Consider the following 13392-nt stretch of genomic DNA (forward strand, 5'->3'; position numbering starts at 1 on the left):
CGGCTCAGCGCCCGGCGACGAGGTCGGCGACGTGCGCGACCGGGGAGGTGGTCGCGCGCCCGCGCTGCTCGCCACGGTCGGCCGCGTGGTACGCGGTGTAGATCGCCTGCACGGCGAGCCAGCGCAGCGGCTCGACCTCCCATCGCTTCGCGCGGTGGTTCACCCACGGCAGGCGGGTGAGGTCGGTGTCGTGCCCGAGCACGAGGTCGCGCAGGGTGCGACCGGCGAGGTTCGTCGCCGTGACGCCCGTGCCGACGTAGCCGCCCGCCCAACCGAGGCCGGTCGCCGAGTCGTGCACGACCGTCGCGGCCCAGTCGCGCGGCACGCCGAGCACCCCCGACCAGGCGTGGTCGATCGCGGCACCCGCCGCCGCGGGGAAGAAGCGGGTGAGCAGGGCCGTGAGGCTCTCGATGGTGCGCGGCTGCGTGGCACCGTCCTGGTCGACGCGCGATCCGTAGCGGTAGGGCACGCCGCGGCCGCCGAACGCGATGCGGTCGTCGGCCGTGCGCTGGGCGTACATGTAGACGTGGGCGAAGTCGCCGAGCGTCTCACGGCCGTTCCACCCGACGTGCTCCCAGAACGCCGCGTCGAGGGGCTCGGTGACGATGAGCGACGAGTTCATGGGCAGCCAGGTGCGGTGCTCGCCGCGCAGGTCGGGCGTGAACCCCTCGGTGGCGCGCAGCACATGGGCGGCGCGCACGGTGCCGTGGTCGGTGCGCGCTTCCCCGGCCACGATCTCGGTGACCGTGGTGCCCTCGTAGATCTGCACGCCGAGGCGTTCGACGGCACTCGCGAGCCCGAGCGCGAGTTTCGCGGGGTGGATGCGCGCGCAGTGCGGATACCAGACCCCGCCGAGCACCCCCTCGACGTTGATGCGCTCGGCCGCGGCCCGCGCGTCGAGCACCTCGACGTCGGTGGCCGGCCACGAGCGCTCCGACTCGGCCGATGCCCGGAGCCGGCCGAGCTGTGCCGCGTTGAGGGCGACCTCGAACTCGCCGCCCTTGTGGATGTCGGCGTCGATGCCCTCGGCCGCCGCGACGGCGATGACCTCGTCGACGGTCTCGTTGAGCGCGCGCTGCTGGGCGATCGCGGCGTCGCGGCCGTGGGTCTTCACGTACTGCTCGCGGCCGCCGGTGACCGAGTTGGTGAGCCAGCCGCCGTTGCGGCCCGAGGCGCCGTACCCGGCGAAGCGGCGCTCGAGCACGGCGATGCGGAGGTCTGGCTGCGCCCGCTTGAGGTAGTAGGCGGTCCAGAGTCCGGTGTATCCGGCTCCGACGATGGCCACGTCGACGTCGAGGTCGCCCGGCAGGGCGGGGCGCGCGGCCGGGACGCCGACCTGCTGCAGCCAGAACGAGATGCCGCCGTTCGCGGTCATGCGCTTCCTCCGTCGGGTCGCCGCGGCATCCGCTCGGCCGGATCGCCACGTTGTAAAACAGTGTTTTGAAACGTAGTGCCCGTCGTGGCAAGCTGTCAAACGACGAACGAAGGGAGTCGCCGTGCCGGTCGAGGTCGACACCGACGAGCGCCTCGCCGACATCGCGCGCGCCACGGTCGACGTCGCGCGCGAGCGCGGCACCCGCGCCGTGACGCTGCGCGCCGTGGCCGAGCGCCTCGACCGCTCGACGGCCTTCATCACCAACTTCGTGCCCTCGCGCGCGCACCTCATGGCGAACGCGCTCGACCACGCCAGGGCCCAGTGGGACGACGAGCGCGCGACCCACCTCGGCGACCTCGTCGGCGTCGAGCGCCTCGCCGAGCTCTGCCGCTGGATGTGCACCTCCTCGCCCGAGGAGAACGTGCTGCGCAGTCTCTGGATCGAGGTCATCGCCGACGTCCGCGGCGCCAACCGTCGCGCCTACGAGGTGGTGCGAGGGGTGACGGATGCCACCTACGGCAAGTTCCTCGCGGGCGCCGAGCACGTCGTGGCCGGCGAGGTCGGCCCGAGCGACCCGGCCGACCGCGAGCAGGCGGCGCACATCGCCGACATCCTGTACCTCTACTGCCGCGGCTACGAGGTGAAGGCCGTCGAAGACCCCGAGGCCTGGACCGACGCGCGCGTGCAGGCGTCGCTCGAGGTGCTGCTGCGCACCCTCGTGTTCGAGCCGGCCGCGGGCTGACCCGGCGAGCGGCGAGTTACCCCGTCGGTCCGTGACTCCGTCACGCCGTCGCGCCGGCGAGGTGCCCGACCTGCTCGACCACCAGCACGACCGCGAGCACCACCATCGCCGCTCCCGAGACCCGCGACACCACGCGCATCATCGACGGCCGCATGCGCAGCACCGTGCGGGCGCCGTACCCGACCACCGAGTACACGAGCGCGCAGGCGGCCACGAAGATGAGGCCGAGCACCACGAGCTGCACCGGAATGGGCCAGACGCCCGAGGCATCCGTGAACTGCGGCAGCAGCACCACGAGCACGAGCAGCCCCTTCGGGTTCAGTCCGCTCACGCCCGCGCCCTGCAGCACCCGGCGCCACGGTCGAGCGGATGCCCCGGGCTCGCCGTGGGCGTTCGCCTCGACCTCGGATGCCGCCTCCCCCGCGACGACCGCCGGCGGCTCGCGCAGCACGCGCACGCCGAGCCAGATGAGGTACGCGGCGGCCGCGAACGTCAGCGCGACGATGAACCACGGGAGGGCTGCGACGACCGCTCCGACCCCGAGCGCCACCGCGGCCACTGTCGCGAGGTAGCCGATCAGGATGCCGACGAGCGACGGCAGGATGCTGCGCTCGCGCGTGCCCGCGGCGATCAGGTAGGCCCAGTCGGGGCCGGGCAGCACGACCATGAGGATCATCATGATCGAGCAGGCGAGCAGCAGTTGTACGTCCACGAGACGACGGTAGGCGAGTCGCAGCAGAAGCCGCTGCCGAATTCTCCCTTGTGGGCGATGCTTGGTGGAAGGATATTCTTCATGGATGCCACCGATCGCCGAATCCTTGCCGAGCTCCAGCGCGACGGCCGGCTGAGCCTCACCGAGCTCGCCGATCGCGTGCAGCTCAGCCTCTCGCCCACGCACCGTCGGCTGCGCGCACTGGAGACCTCAGGGGCCATCACCGGCTACCGCGCGGTGATCGACCCGGACGCCGTCGGGCTCGGGTTCACCGCGCTCGTCTTCGTGACCATGGACCAGGCGAACCGCGCGACCGTTCCGGCGTTCGACGAGGCGGTCGCCGAGATCCCCGAGGTGATCCAGGCGCTGCGGCTGTTCGGCGATCCCGACTACCTGCTGCGCGTCGCGGTGGCCGACCTGACCGCCTACCAGCGGCTGTGGGACGAGAAGCTCTCGGCCCTGCCCGGCGCCCGGCGGGTCGCGTCGACGCTCGTGATGAAGACCATCGTCGACGAACGGCCGCTGCCGCTGGTGTGAACGCACGAGCGGGCGACGAAGGCCCGGGGCGTGCCGAGCCGGGCGCCTAGCCCGCGTGCGCGAGGGCCGCGGCGACGGCGTCGGCGTAGAACTGCCCGCCCGTCGGGCCGGGGTGGATGCCGTCGGCGGCGAGCAGGTCGGGGCGACCGGCGATCGCGCCCGCCCAGTCGGCTACGGTCACGTTCGGATTCGCGTCGGCCATGCGCTGCACGCGTCCGTTGACGTTCGAGGCCCACGACATCGGGCCAGAGATGTTCACGAACACCACGTGTCGAGACGGGCCCGCGGCATCGACGATGTCCTGGAACCGCCAGTCGGCGCAGTCGCCGTTGGTGCCGAGCGCGATCACGACGTAGGGGCGCAGGCTGCCCTGCGCGGCCATCGCCTGCACGATGCCCGCTCCGTCCCAGGTCTGTCGCGACACGACGGCATCGACCGCGATGCCGGGCAGCGTGGACTGCAGTGCGGGCACCGAGGCGAGCATGACCGAATCGCCGATCGCCGAGATCTGGTCGCCGGCCGGCACCTCCCCCACCATGGGTGCTGGGGCGGGCGCCGGAGCAGGCTCGGGCGCGGGAGCAGGCGCCGGGGCCGGCTCGGGTACCGGCGCGGGGGCCGGCTCGGGGGCGGGCGCCAGCGCGGCGTCGGGTGCGGCATCCGGCACCGAGTCGGGATCTCCCGATGCCGAGGACGGTGCGGGCGGCGTCGAGGCGGATGTCGCATCGAGCGCCTGCTGCCCGCGGTCGATCGCGCGCTCGACCGATGTCTGCTCCGGCGCCGATGCCATGGCGGAGGCCGTGCCGGCCACGAGCCCGAAGGCGATCACGGGCGTCATGACCACGGCGATGCGCTCGAGCGCGGGGCCACGACGGAACGACGAGCCGAACGCCCGCGCCGCCCCGCGGAACCCCAGCGTGCGCACCGGCACCTCGAGCACGCGGTACGACGCGATCGAGGCGATCAGCGTGATCGCGACCGCGTTGACGCCGATCGCGTACGCCGGCAGCGTTCCGGCCTGCGCGCGCGGCAGCACGGCGGCGAGCAGCACGAGCACCGGCCAGTGCCAAAGGTAGATGCCGTATGACCGTCGGCCGAGGTACCGCATGGGGCCGAGGTCGAGCACCCGCCCGACGCGCGGTGCCACGGCCAGCACCCAGATGAGCAGGGTCGTCATGACGCTCACGGCGAAGAGCCCGCCGCGGGAGGTGATCGGGTCGCCCTCGCTCAGGAGCACGGCCGAGGCGACGATGCCGGCGAGCAGCACCGCCGCGGCCGCCGGCAGGCCGACGCGGGCCACCGGCCCCGGCTCGGCCCGGCGTCGACGCGGCACCACGAGCCAGAGCGCGAGCGCGGCCCCGCACAGCAGTCCGAACGCATGGGTGTCGGTGCCGAAGTAGACGCGAGTCGGGTCGGCGCCCGCACCCGCGAGCAGCGCCATGGCGCCCGCGGAGGCGACGGCGGCTGCAGCCACCAGGGCGGCCCGAGTTCGGGCGCCCATCGCGAGCAGCGCCACGAGGGCGAACGGCCAGAGCAGGTAGAACTGCTCCTCGATCGCGAGCGACCAGAGGTTCCGGAAGAGCTCGGGCGCGGTGGCCGCGAAGTAGTCGGTGCCGGCCCCGATCGCGAGCCAGTTGAAGCTGAAGGTCGCCCCGCCGAGGAACTGCCAGTCGATGCCCACGAGCACGTCGCCGCCGATGAGCCCCGCGACCGCCGTGCAGACGAGCAGCACGAGGGCGAGCGCCGGCAGCAGCCGTCGCGCCCGCCGCCTCCAGAACTCGCGACGACGGATGCCTCCGCTCACGCGGTGCTCGTGCACGAGCAGCGATGTGATGAGGAATCCCGAGATCACGAAGAACACGTCGACGCCGATGAACCCACCGGGCAGGACCGGCGGGAACGCGTGGTACACGACGACCGCGATGACGGCGATCGCGCGGAGCCCGTCGAGCCCGCCGAGATGCGACAGGCGCGGCGACAGCCCGGAGCGCTTCGCTTCGCCGGCGCCGGCTTCGGCGATGCCGGGTTCCGCAGCTGCCATGACGAGCCCGTCGGTCGGGGAATGGGGCACTCATGCTAACCCCGGCGTCTCCGCCCGCTCCGGCGGAACGCCGGGCACCGTCGAACGGGCGGATGACGCGCCGCCGACCCGGCTCAGGCGGGCGCTGCGCCGCCCTCGAACCGCGTCTCGGCGGTACCGGCGGCGGCCGTGCGGATGCGCTCGACGTGCCGGTCGGAGACCGCGGCCAGGTCGTCGAAGGGGTACCACCCCACCTCGGTCATCTCGCCGTCGGCGGGGTACGGGTCGCCCGAGATCCACGTGCAGCGGAACACGAGGTCGAGGTAGTCGACCTGGTCGCCGTTCACGTGGGTCGTTCGCGGCATCTGGTGCACCCACACGAGCCGATCCACGCTGATGCGCACCCCGGCTTCTTCGAGGGCCTCTCGGCGCGCGGCATCCGCCGGTTCCTCACCGGGATCGACGATGCCCGTGATCGGCGTGAGCGCACCGGTGTCGCTGCGCCGCCCGAGCAGCACCTGGTCGCCGCGCAGCACGACGGCGGTGACGCCGACGAGTGGGATCGGCGCGTGGCCGATGTGCCGCCGCAGCTCGAGCACGAACTCGGGAGTGGCCATGCGCCCACGCTACGCGAGCGGCGAGGGAGAGCACGGATGCCGCGGCCGCCCGCCCGGCGTATCGTGTGCCCCGGTCGCAGCGGTCGCAAGGGGGTCGACATGCACGAGCACACCGCAACAGGCGGCGACGAGCGCACCGCGACGCGGAGCGGGCGATGGGTCGCCGTCGCCCTCGGCGCGGTCACGGGGCTCGCATGGGCCGGCGCCCTGCGCGCGTGGATGGCCGAGCTCGCGGGCTACGAGTCGCAGTTCAGCTGGGGAACCTTCGTCGGCGTGATGCTGCCCGGCCTGCTGGTCGGTGCAGCGTACGGCTGGGCCGCGACCGTCGGGACGAGCACGCCGACGGCCGCGGAGCGACGGATGCTCCGCTGGTGCACCGCCGCACCGCTCGCCTTCGCCCTCGCCCCGCTGCTCCTGCCTGGCGCGGTCGCGGCACTGTTCACGAACGGGTTGGGCGGCGGTGCCACGTTCGTCGCCCTCGCGGCGATCGCCGGCGGATACGCCCTCGGCGGGCGGCGCGGCTGGGCGCGCATCGTGTGCGGCGTGCTCGCCCTCGGCTCAGCGCTCGCGGGCGCACTGCTCGCAGGGCCGCTCGTTCGGGGTCCGGTGCTCGCCCTCGACACGCCCCGGGGCGCATGGGTCGCCGTGTTCGACCTGACGCTCCTGCTCGCGCTGTACGCGGCGGCGAGCATCCCGTTCCGACGGCTCTCCGCGATCGCCCGAGCTCGACGCGATGCTCCGGGCGGCGCTGCCGGTTCGGCAGATCGGCCCGCTCCCGCTCGATCGACGAGCTGAACGACGGATGCCGCGGCAGCCGGTGCTGCCGCGGCATCCGCGTGCCTGGTGCTCGCCGGGGCTACTCGGCGGCGGCCCCGCGTCGACGACGTGCGACGACTCCGGCACCGAGGCCGAGCGCGAGCAGCGCGCCGGCGGCCCAGAGGGCACCGGCGGTCTCGGCGCCCGTGTCGGCCAGGCCGCCGACGACCGGGTCGCCGACGACGGCGGTCGTGCCGCCGTCGGCCGCGGCCGCCACGGTCACGGGCGCCCATCCGATGAGCGTGCCGTCGGCCGCCTGGATCACGACCTTGTGCTCGCCCGCAGGGAGCGAGGCCGGCAGGGTCACCGTGACGACGCCGTCGAGGCCGACGGAGGCGGATCCGAGCGAGGTGGGAGTGGAGTAGACCCACGCCCACACGGTCTCGCCCGCGTGCTGCACGCCCACGTTCACGGGGAGCTTCTCGCCGGGGGCCGCGGTGGCCGGCGCGGTCACGCCGCCGCGGGTGGCATCGGTGAGCAAGGACTCGTCGATCGGCGCGGGCGCGGTGCCCGGGTCCGTCGGATCGGTCGGATCGGTCGGGTCGGTCGGGTCCGTGGGGTCGGTCGGGTCCGTGGGGTCCGTGGGGTCGGTCGGGTCCGTGGGGTCGGTCGGGTCCGTGGGGTCCGTCGGGTCCGTCGGATCCGTCGGGTCCGTGACGGTCGGGCCGGGGAGGGTGCCCGCGCGCAGCGCTCCCGGTCGCTCGCCGTCGGCGAACCACCACACCGGGCGGGTCGTCACGAGCGAGGGCGCTGGGTCGGCCGAGCTCAGCGACGCGGGCGAGGTCGCGAAGCCCTCGTTGTTGAGGTTCGGCATGCCGGCCGGGCGCGCGACGTGCTCGATGGTCGGCTCGCTGCCCGTGAACGCGATGCGCGCGGCCTCGCCCTCGCAGCCGTTGTCGCAGACCGCCCAGAGCCGGTCGAGCACGGTGTCGTAGTCGAGCGCCATGACCCCGCCGAGGCCGGGGTCGATCGCGGCGACCTGGGCGAAGGAGCCGTCGGCGTTCAGCGCGTAGGCGTAGACCACGCCGTTGTCCTCGACCGCGACGAAGAACAGGCCGTCGCCGTGGCCCGGGTAGTCGGCCGGGTCGTAGGCGGCGTCGGTGTTCGCGTCGACGAGGCCCGTCAGGTCGGCATCTGCGACCCACTCCACGGCCTCGAGCCCGGTGTTCGCGGCGACCTGCGGCAGGGAGGCCGTGAGGTCCCACTCCTGCGCGGCGACGACGTCAGGGCCAGGGGTCTCAGGGTCGACCGCGAGGATCGTGTTCTGGTTCACGCCCTTGTTCGCGTTGTCGCGCTCGGAGGCGATGTAGATGCGGCCGTCGTTCGCCGCCGTGATGCCCTCTGCGTCGGGGCCGGCCTTCGCCGGACTGCCCGCGTCGCGCTGGAACCGCACGCGCTTGCCGTCGGCCCAGCCGTCGGCGAAGGTCGCGTCGCCGTCGGCGGTCACGTCGAGCTTCCAGAAGGTGCCGGTGCCGTTGTCGACGGCCCAGAGCACCACGCCGTCGGCCGTCTGCTGCGTGTCGAGGCCCGACGAGTCGCTGAGGAACGTCGCCGCCTCATCGATCACCTGCACGTCGGGCGAGCCCGGCCACGCCACGACGACCGGGTCGGTCGGATCGGTCGGGTCGGTGGGGTCGGTCGGATCGGTGCCGCACGCGTTCGCCGCGCCCTTGGTCGACGTGGTGCTGTCGCCGAACTCGCCCGTGCCGTCGGGGCAGCGCGCCCACGTCACCGCGGCGTGCGCCGACCACGCGTACTCGGCGACCGTGGTTCCCGCTGCAGTGCGCACCGTCGCGACATCCGCCGCTCCGAGCCCGAAGGTGAAGTGCGTCGCGCCGTCGAACACGAAGCGCGCACCCGGTGCGAGCACGGTTCCGGATGCCACGGGCACGACGTCAGCGGCGTGGCCCACCGGGTCGTTGTCCATGACGGTCCAGCCCGAGAGGTCGACGGGCGTCGTGCCCGTGTTCACGACCTCGACCCAGTCGGTCGCGTCGCCGTTCGACTCGACCTCGTTGATCGCGATCGAGGGCAGCACGCAGTCGTTCGCGGCGCCGGGGGTCACGCGCGCCAGGGCGAAGTCGCCGGTCGCGTCGGGGCAACGCGCCCAGCTGGCGGCGGCCTCGTCGCCGTCGATGGCCGGGTGGCCGTTCCACGAGTACTCGTCGAGCAGGGCGCCGGTCGTGTCGAACAGGCGGATCGAGTCGGAGCCACCGATGCCGATGGCCGACTGGAATTCGAGCGCCGTGCCCGAGGCATCCGCCCCGATGGTCGACGCCTCGACGACCAGCCGCTCGCCCGCGGCGATCGACGTGCCCGCCGCGAAGAACCAGCGGTGATCGTCGCTGTTGTCGCGCACCTCGAAGCCGGAGAGGTCGATCGACTCGGCGCCGGGGTTGATGAACTCGATCCAGTCGGCGGGGCCCGAGTCGATCTCGTTGAGCAGCACGGATCCGGGCGTCGCGGGCTCCTCCGGCTCGGCGCACACGTTCGCCGCGCCGAGCGTGACGGCCGTCGCGGGCGCCCACTCGCCGCCGTCGGCGCAGCGCGACCAGTCGGCGAGCGGTGCGGTCGCCGCGTACGCGTAGGAGTCGACGACCGCGTCGGCCGCGTCGACGAGCACGACCTCGTCGCCCTTGCCGAGCCCGAACGGGAACCCGAGCGGCGAGGCGTCCTTCTGGAGCACGAGGAACGCGCCGGCCGCGAGCGTCGTGCCCGCCGGGATGGTGCCGCGCTCGGAGCGTTTGTCGTCCAGGACGGCCCAGCCCGAGACATCCACCGCCGCGGATGAGGCGTTGAAGAGCTCGATCGAGTCGACCGTGCCGTGCGAGGCGGTGTCGTAGACGATCTCGTTGACGACGACGCCGGAGTCGCCGTCCGCGGCGAGCGCCGCACCGGGCATCGCGAGCAGTGCGGCGCCGGAGGTCACGGCGAGCGCCGCGACCATCGCGGACGCGCGCCGGATGGATGGGGAGAGGGGCATGGAGGGGCTCCTGACGAGAAGTGAGGGGTCGCAGCCCACTCGACCGTTCGGCGCTGAACGGAGGGTGTCGGCATGGTGAACCCCCGGGGGCGGCCCCATGTCGAGGTGGCGCGGACGCGGGCAGGCGACCGTCAGTCGGTTCCGCGCCGGTTCGCGCCGGTGCTCCGTCGGGCCTCAGGCCTCGAGCGACCCTGCATGGCACAGCCGGCGCCGCACCCAGTCGGCGGCATCGGCCTGCGCCAGCTCGCCCGAACGGATCAGCCGCACGAACTCGATCGCCTCGGCGCTCAGGCGCCCGTCGGCGGTGTCGGGCCCGTCGCGCAGCACGTGCGTCGTGAGCCAGAGCGAGAACCGCCCGCCGACGCGGGCGGTGACCGCGACGGTGCCGGCGAAGTGACGCGCCTGCCCGCCGGTGTCGTCGTCGACACGGCGCCGGAACCCGCGGCCCCGCAGGCGGTTGCTGCCGCCCGAGCCGGCGTCGGTGATCCAGAGCGGGCCGCGGCGCACCCCGCCGATGCGCCCGAGCTCCTTGAGGAACCGGCGGTTCGGGTGCTCGCGCGCGGCGAGGCGCTCGATCGACTCCGCGAGGGCGGCACAGGCATCCATCCGTCCACCGTAGCGTCGGGTGCCACGGCTCTCGTACGCAACTCCGGATCGGCGGCACGACGCGCTGGGACCGGATGCCGCGACGCGGCGTTTCGCACGCAGTATCCGGAGTTGCGCACGCCGAGCCCCAGGCGCGCGAGGGCCGGGCGCCCGCCACCGGCATCCGGGGTCAGAGCCCTTCGGCGATCTCCTTGATCGCGGCCAGGCGACGATCCCAGGCTGCACCGATCGCGTCGAGGCGGCGCGCGGTCTCGCCGAGCTGCGCCCCGACCACGCGGAACCGCACCTCGCGGCCGACGCGCACGGGCTCGACGAGACCGACCTCCTGCAGCACCGCGAGGTGCTTGGCGATGGCCTGGCGCGTGACGGGCAGGCGCCCGGCGAGGGCCGACGCCGACGCGTCGCCCTCGCCGAGTGCGGCCAGGATCGACCACCGGGTCTCGTCGCCGAGTGCGGCGAACACGGGAACCAGCGTCTCGGTGGCACGGCCAGGGCTCATGCGCCGCCCTCGAGCAGGGACACGAGCTTGTCGAGCTCGGACACCCAGCCCTCGGCGTGCTCGGCCAGGTTGCGGAGCGGGTTCGAGGTGCGGTCGAAACCGCGCTCGACGACCGTGAGCAGCGTGCCGCCGTCGACGGCCTCGAGCGTGAACGTGAAGTCGGTCGCGTGGTCGTCGAGCTCGTCGCGCAGGTGGCCGAGCGCGTCGTCGTTGCCCCACCGGTAGGTGATGCTGCGCGGGGCGTCGACCGCATCGACGGCGAGCGGCACGCGGCCGTAGCCCTCGAACGTGATGCTGCCCTGCGCGCCGGGGCCCGTGCCGTCGAGTTCGACGACGCCGAACCAGCGCGAGATCTGCTCGGGCTCGGTGACGGCCCGCCACACCTTCTCGACCGGTGCGGCGATGCGGATGGTGCGGCGCACCGTGAAGTCGGCCTCGTCGACGACGGATGCCTGGTTGTCGGTCATGCTCATGATTCTGCTTCCTTTCGATGGCTCCTGCAGCTAGCGGGTTGCGGCAGGTTCTGCTGCGGCGACCGCCGCAGGCTTGAGGGCGCCGGTCGCGGCGGCTGCGGCGACCGCGACGACCGCGACGACGACTCCGGTCAGCACGGATGCCTCGGGGCCGCCAGAGTGCAGGGCCGCCCCGCCCGCGAACGCGCCGGCGGCGATGCCGACGTTCACCGCGGATGCGGGCAGCGACGACGCGAGCGGCGCGCCGGCCCCGGCGAGGCGCACGACCCGGTGCTGCAGCGACGGGCCGGTGGCCATGCCGAACAGGCCGATGCCGAGCACGCAGCAGAGGGTCACGACGGCGTTCGACCCGAATGCGAGCATCACCAGCAGCGCGACGCCGACCCCAGCGGCGCCGACCACGAGCGTGAGCCGGGCGTTCGCGTCGGCGAAGCGGCCGCCCGCGATCGAGCCGATCGTCGTGGCGATGCCGTAGGCGAGCAGGAACACGCTCACTCCGGCGCCCGAGACTGCCACGATCTCGTCGAGGAACGGCACGAGGTAGGTGATCGCCGACTGCATCGACGTGAAGACCAGCACCGCGACGGCGAGCACGGCGAGCACGCGCGGGGCGAACGCCGACCTCGCCTGGCCGACAGCGCCCGCCCCCGCTGCGGTGGGCACCGACGGCAGCACCACGAGGCACGCGACGAACACCAGCAGGCCGACGAGCGCCACCGCTCCGAAGGCGCCCCGCCAGCCGACGGCTTGCCCGAGCAGCGTGCCGAGCGGGAGGCCGAACGCGCTGGCCGAGGCGAAGCCCGTGATCACGACCGACATGGCGCGACCTGCCCGGTCGGGCGCCACGACGGAGGTCGCCGTGACCATGGCCGCGGCGATGAACAGTCCCTGCACGGCTCCGGCGACGGCGCGCGCGACTACGAGCGCCTCGTAGCCGACCCCGAGCACCGCCAGCATCGTGAGGAGCGTGAACACCGCCGTCGCGACGAGCAGCACGGGTCGTCGGTCGAATCGCGTCGTCGCGAATGCGAGCAGCGGCCCGCCGATCGCGAGGCCGAGCGCGTTGGCCGTGACGAGCGCCCCGGCCGCGGGCACCGTCACTGCGAGGTCGACCGACATCACGTCGATGAGGCCGACGACGAGCATCTCGGCGCAGCCCATGGCGAACGAGCCGGCGAAGAGTGCGGAGAGCACGACGGGCACGGGGAACACGGGGAACACGCGGGTGGTGCGGCGGCTGGCGACGGGCATCCGAACTCCTCTGATCTGCAACTTCAGAGTTGCACATCACAAGGCAATCTGCAACCTCAGGGTTGCATCTTGTCGGCGATCAGACGGGCCGGACCGGCTGGCGAAGCACCGTGCGGAGCTTCTCGGGCGCCGTGCGCCGCGCATCGCTCAGGTAGATCTCGTGGTGCGGCCCGTTGAACGCGAGGCCGTGCTGCGGCATCCACTCGTCGTGCAGGCGCGCGAGCGTGGGCGCCTCCTCGTCGTACGAGCCGATATGCAAGACCTGCACCGAAACGCCCTCGTCGAGCTGCTCGAGCCGCAGCAGGTCGAGCGCCGGGTTCGGCTCGGCGCCCGCCTTCGCTGCCTTCGCGCGCACGGCGTCGAGAGCAGCGGCGACGGCCGCGTCGTCGATCCAGTCGGGCTGGTTCACGAGCATCGTCCAGCTCCACGCCGACTTGTCGCGGCCGACGAAGGCGGCCGGGTCGTCGGCCTGCCACAGCCCCTCGAGCGGTGCGACCGCGAAGTCCCGCCCGAGCCCCCGCTTGCTGGCGAACTTGACCGCGTACGCCACGCCGAACAGCGCCTCCACGGCCTGCACGTACGACGCCGACGTGTTCGGATCGCCGTGCCCGTCGACCGCGAGGTAGCGCAGGGGCGGCACGTCGACGACGGCAAACTCCTTCGCCGACGGCGCGTAGAGCGCTCGGTGCGCACGCTTGACGTCGTACTTCTCGCTCACCGTTCCGCTCATGCCGCCGAGCGTACGCCCGGCTGCGGTCACGAGA

General features: G+C 73.4%; 13 protein-coding genes. 3 read left to right on the top strand and 10 right to left on the bottom strand.

Annotated features, from left to right (window positions below; genetic code table 11):
* Positions 1 to 4: 4 nt before the first annotated feature.
* Entirely contained in the window at positions 5 to 1375 is a 1371-nt protein-coding gene (locus ACFVS8_RS12155) for an NAD(P)/FAD-dependent oxidoreductase (RefSeq protein ID WP_387062232.1), read from the bottom strand.
* Between the two features lie 121 nt (positions 1376 to 1496).
* Between ACFVS8_RS12155 and ACFVS8_RS12160 the strand changes: the two genes are divergently transcribed.
* Entirely contained in the window at positions 1497 to 2117 is a 621-nt protein-coding gene (locus tag ACFVS8_RS12160) for a hypothetical protein (protein ID WP_387062235.1), read from the top strand.
* 40 nt (positions 2118 to 2157) lie between these two features.
* Here the strand turns inward: ACFVS8_RS12160 and ACFVS8_RS12165 are convergent, their stop codons facing one another.
* On the bottom strand, positions 2158 to 2829 hold the full coding sequence (locus ACFVS8_RS12165; RefSeq protein ID WP_387062238.1) for a LysE family translocator: 672 nt from the start codon (positions 2827 to 2829) through the stop codon (positions 2158 to 2160).
* An 81-nt stretch (positions 2830 to 2910) separates the two neighbouring features.
* Between ACFVS8_RS12165 and ACFVS8_RS12170 the strand changes: the two genes are divergently transcribed.
* Positions 2911 to 3366 carry an Lrp/AsnC family transcriptional regulator gene (locus ACFVS8_RS12170; RefSeq protein ID WP_387062241.1) on the top strand — a complete coding sequence of 152 codons (456 nt, stop codon included), beginning with the start codon at positions 2911 to 2913 and terminating at the stop codon, positions 3364 to 3366.
* 46 nt (positions 3367 to 3412) lie between these two features.
* Here ACFVS8_RS12170 and ACFVS8_RS12175 read toward each other — a convergent pair whose 3' ends face one another.
* Positions 3413 to 5404, bottom strand: coding sequence for an acyltransferase family protein (locus ACFVS8_RS12175; protein ID WP_387062244.1), 1992 nt, complete (start codon positions 5402 to 5404; stop codon positions 3413 to 3415).
* 113 nt (positions 5405 to 5517) lie between these two features.
* Positions 5518 to 6000 (bottom strand): NUDIX domain-containing protein, encoded by a 483-nt coding sequence (locus tag ACFVS8_RS12180; RefSeq protein WP_387062247.1) that lies wholly within the window; start codon positions 5998 to 6000, stop codon positions 5518 to 5520.
* Positions 6001 to 6099: 99 nt separating this feature from the next.
* Here ACFVS8_RS12180 and ACFVS8_RS12185 point away from each other — a divergent pair, with 99 nt between their 5' ends.
* Positions 6100 to 6795 (top strand): hypothetical protein, encoded by a 696-nt coding sequence (locus ACFVS8_RS12185; RefSeq protein ID WP_387062250.1) that lies wholly within the window; start codon positions 6100 to 6102, stop codon positions 6793 to 6795.
* A gap of 61 nt (positions 6796 to 6856) precedes the next feature.
* On the opposite strand, the gene ACFVS8_RS12190 is transcribed toward ACFVS8_RS12185, so the two are convergent.
* From ACFVS8_RS12190 to ACFVS8_RS12215, 6 genes are all read right to left on the bottom strand, one after another.
* Positions 6857 to 9799, bottom strand: a complete 2943-nt coding sequence (locus tag ACFVS8_RS12190; RefSeq protein WP_387062253.1) for a lamin tail domain-containing protein — start codon at positions 9797 to 9799, stop codon at positions 6857 to 6859.
* A 174-nt stretch (positions 9800 to 9973) separates the two neighbouring features.
* Entirely contained in the window at positions 9974 to 10405 is a 432-nt protein-coding gene (locus ACFVS8_RS12195; RefSeq protein ID WP_387062256.1) for a hypothetical protein, read from the bottom strand.
* A gap of 169 nt (positions 10406 to 10574) precedes the next feature.
* Positions 10575 to 10904: an ArsR/SmtB family transcription factor gene (locus ACFVS8_RS12200; RefSeq protein WP_387062259.1), complete on the bottom strand. Its 330-nt coding sequence runs from the start codon at positions 10902 to 10904 to the stop codon at positions 10575 to 10577.
* Positions 10901 to 11371: an SRPBCC domain-containing protein gene (locus ACFVS8_RS12205; RefSeq protein ID WP_387062262.1), complete on the bottom strand. Its 471-nt coding sequence runs from the start codon at positions 11369 to 11371 to the stop codon at positions 10901 to 10903. The genes ACFVS8_RS12200 and ACFVS8_RS12205 overlap by 4 nt, the downstream gene beginning before the upstream one ends.
* A 36-nt stretch (positions 11372 to 11407) precedes the next feature.
* Positions 11408 to 12628, bottom strand: coding sequence for an MFS transporter (locus ACFVS8_RS12210; protein ID WP_387062266.1), 1221 nt, complete (start codon positions 12626 to 12628; stop codon positions 11408 to 11410).
* 79 nt (positions 12629 to 12707) lie between these two features.
* The gene (locus ACFVS8_RS12215; protein ID WP_387062270.1) at positions 12708 to 13358 is read right to left on the bottom strand and encodes a GyrI-like domain-containing protein; all 651 of its coding nucleotides are present in this window, start codon (positions 13356 to 13358) and stop codon (positions 12708 to 12710) included.
* Positions 13359 to 13392: the final 34 nt, after the last annotated feature.

This window comes from Agromyces sp. NPDC058110 (genome assembly GCF_042884735.1).
Lineage (GTDB): Bacteria > Actinomycetota > Actinomycetes > Actinomycetales > Microbacteriaceae > Agromyces.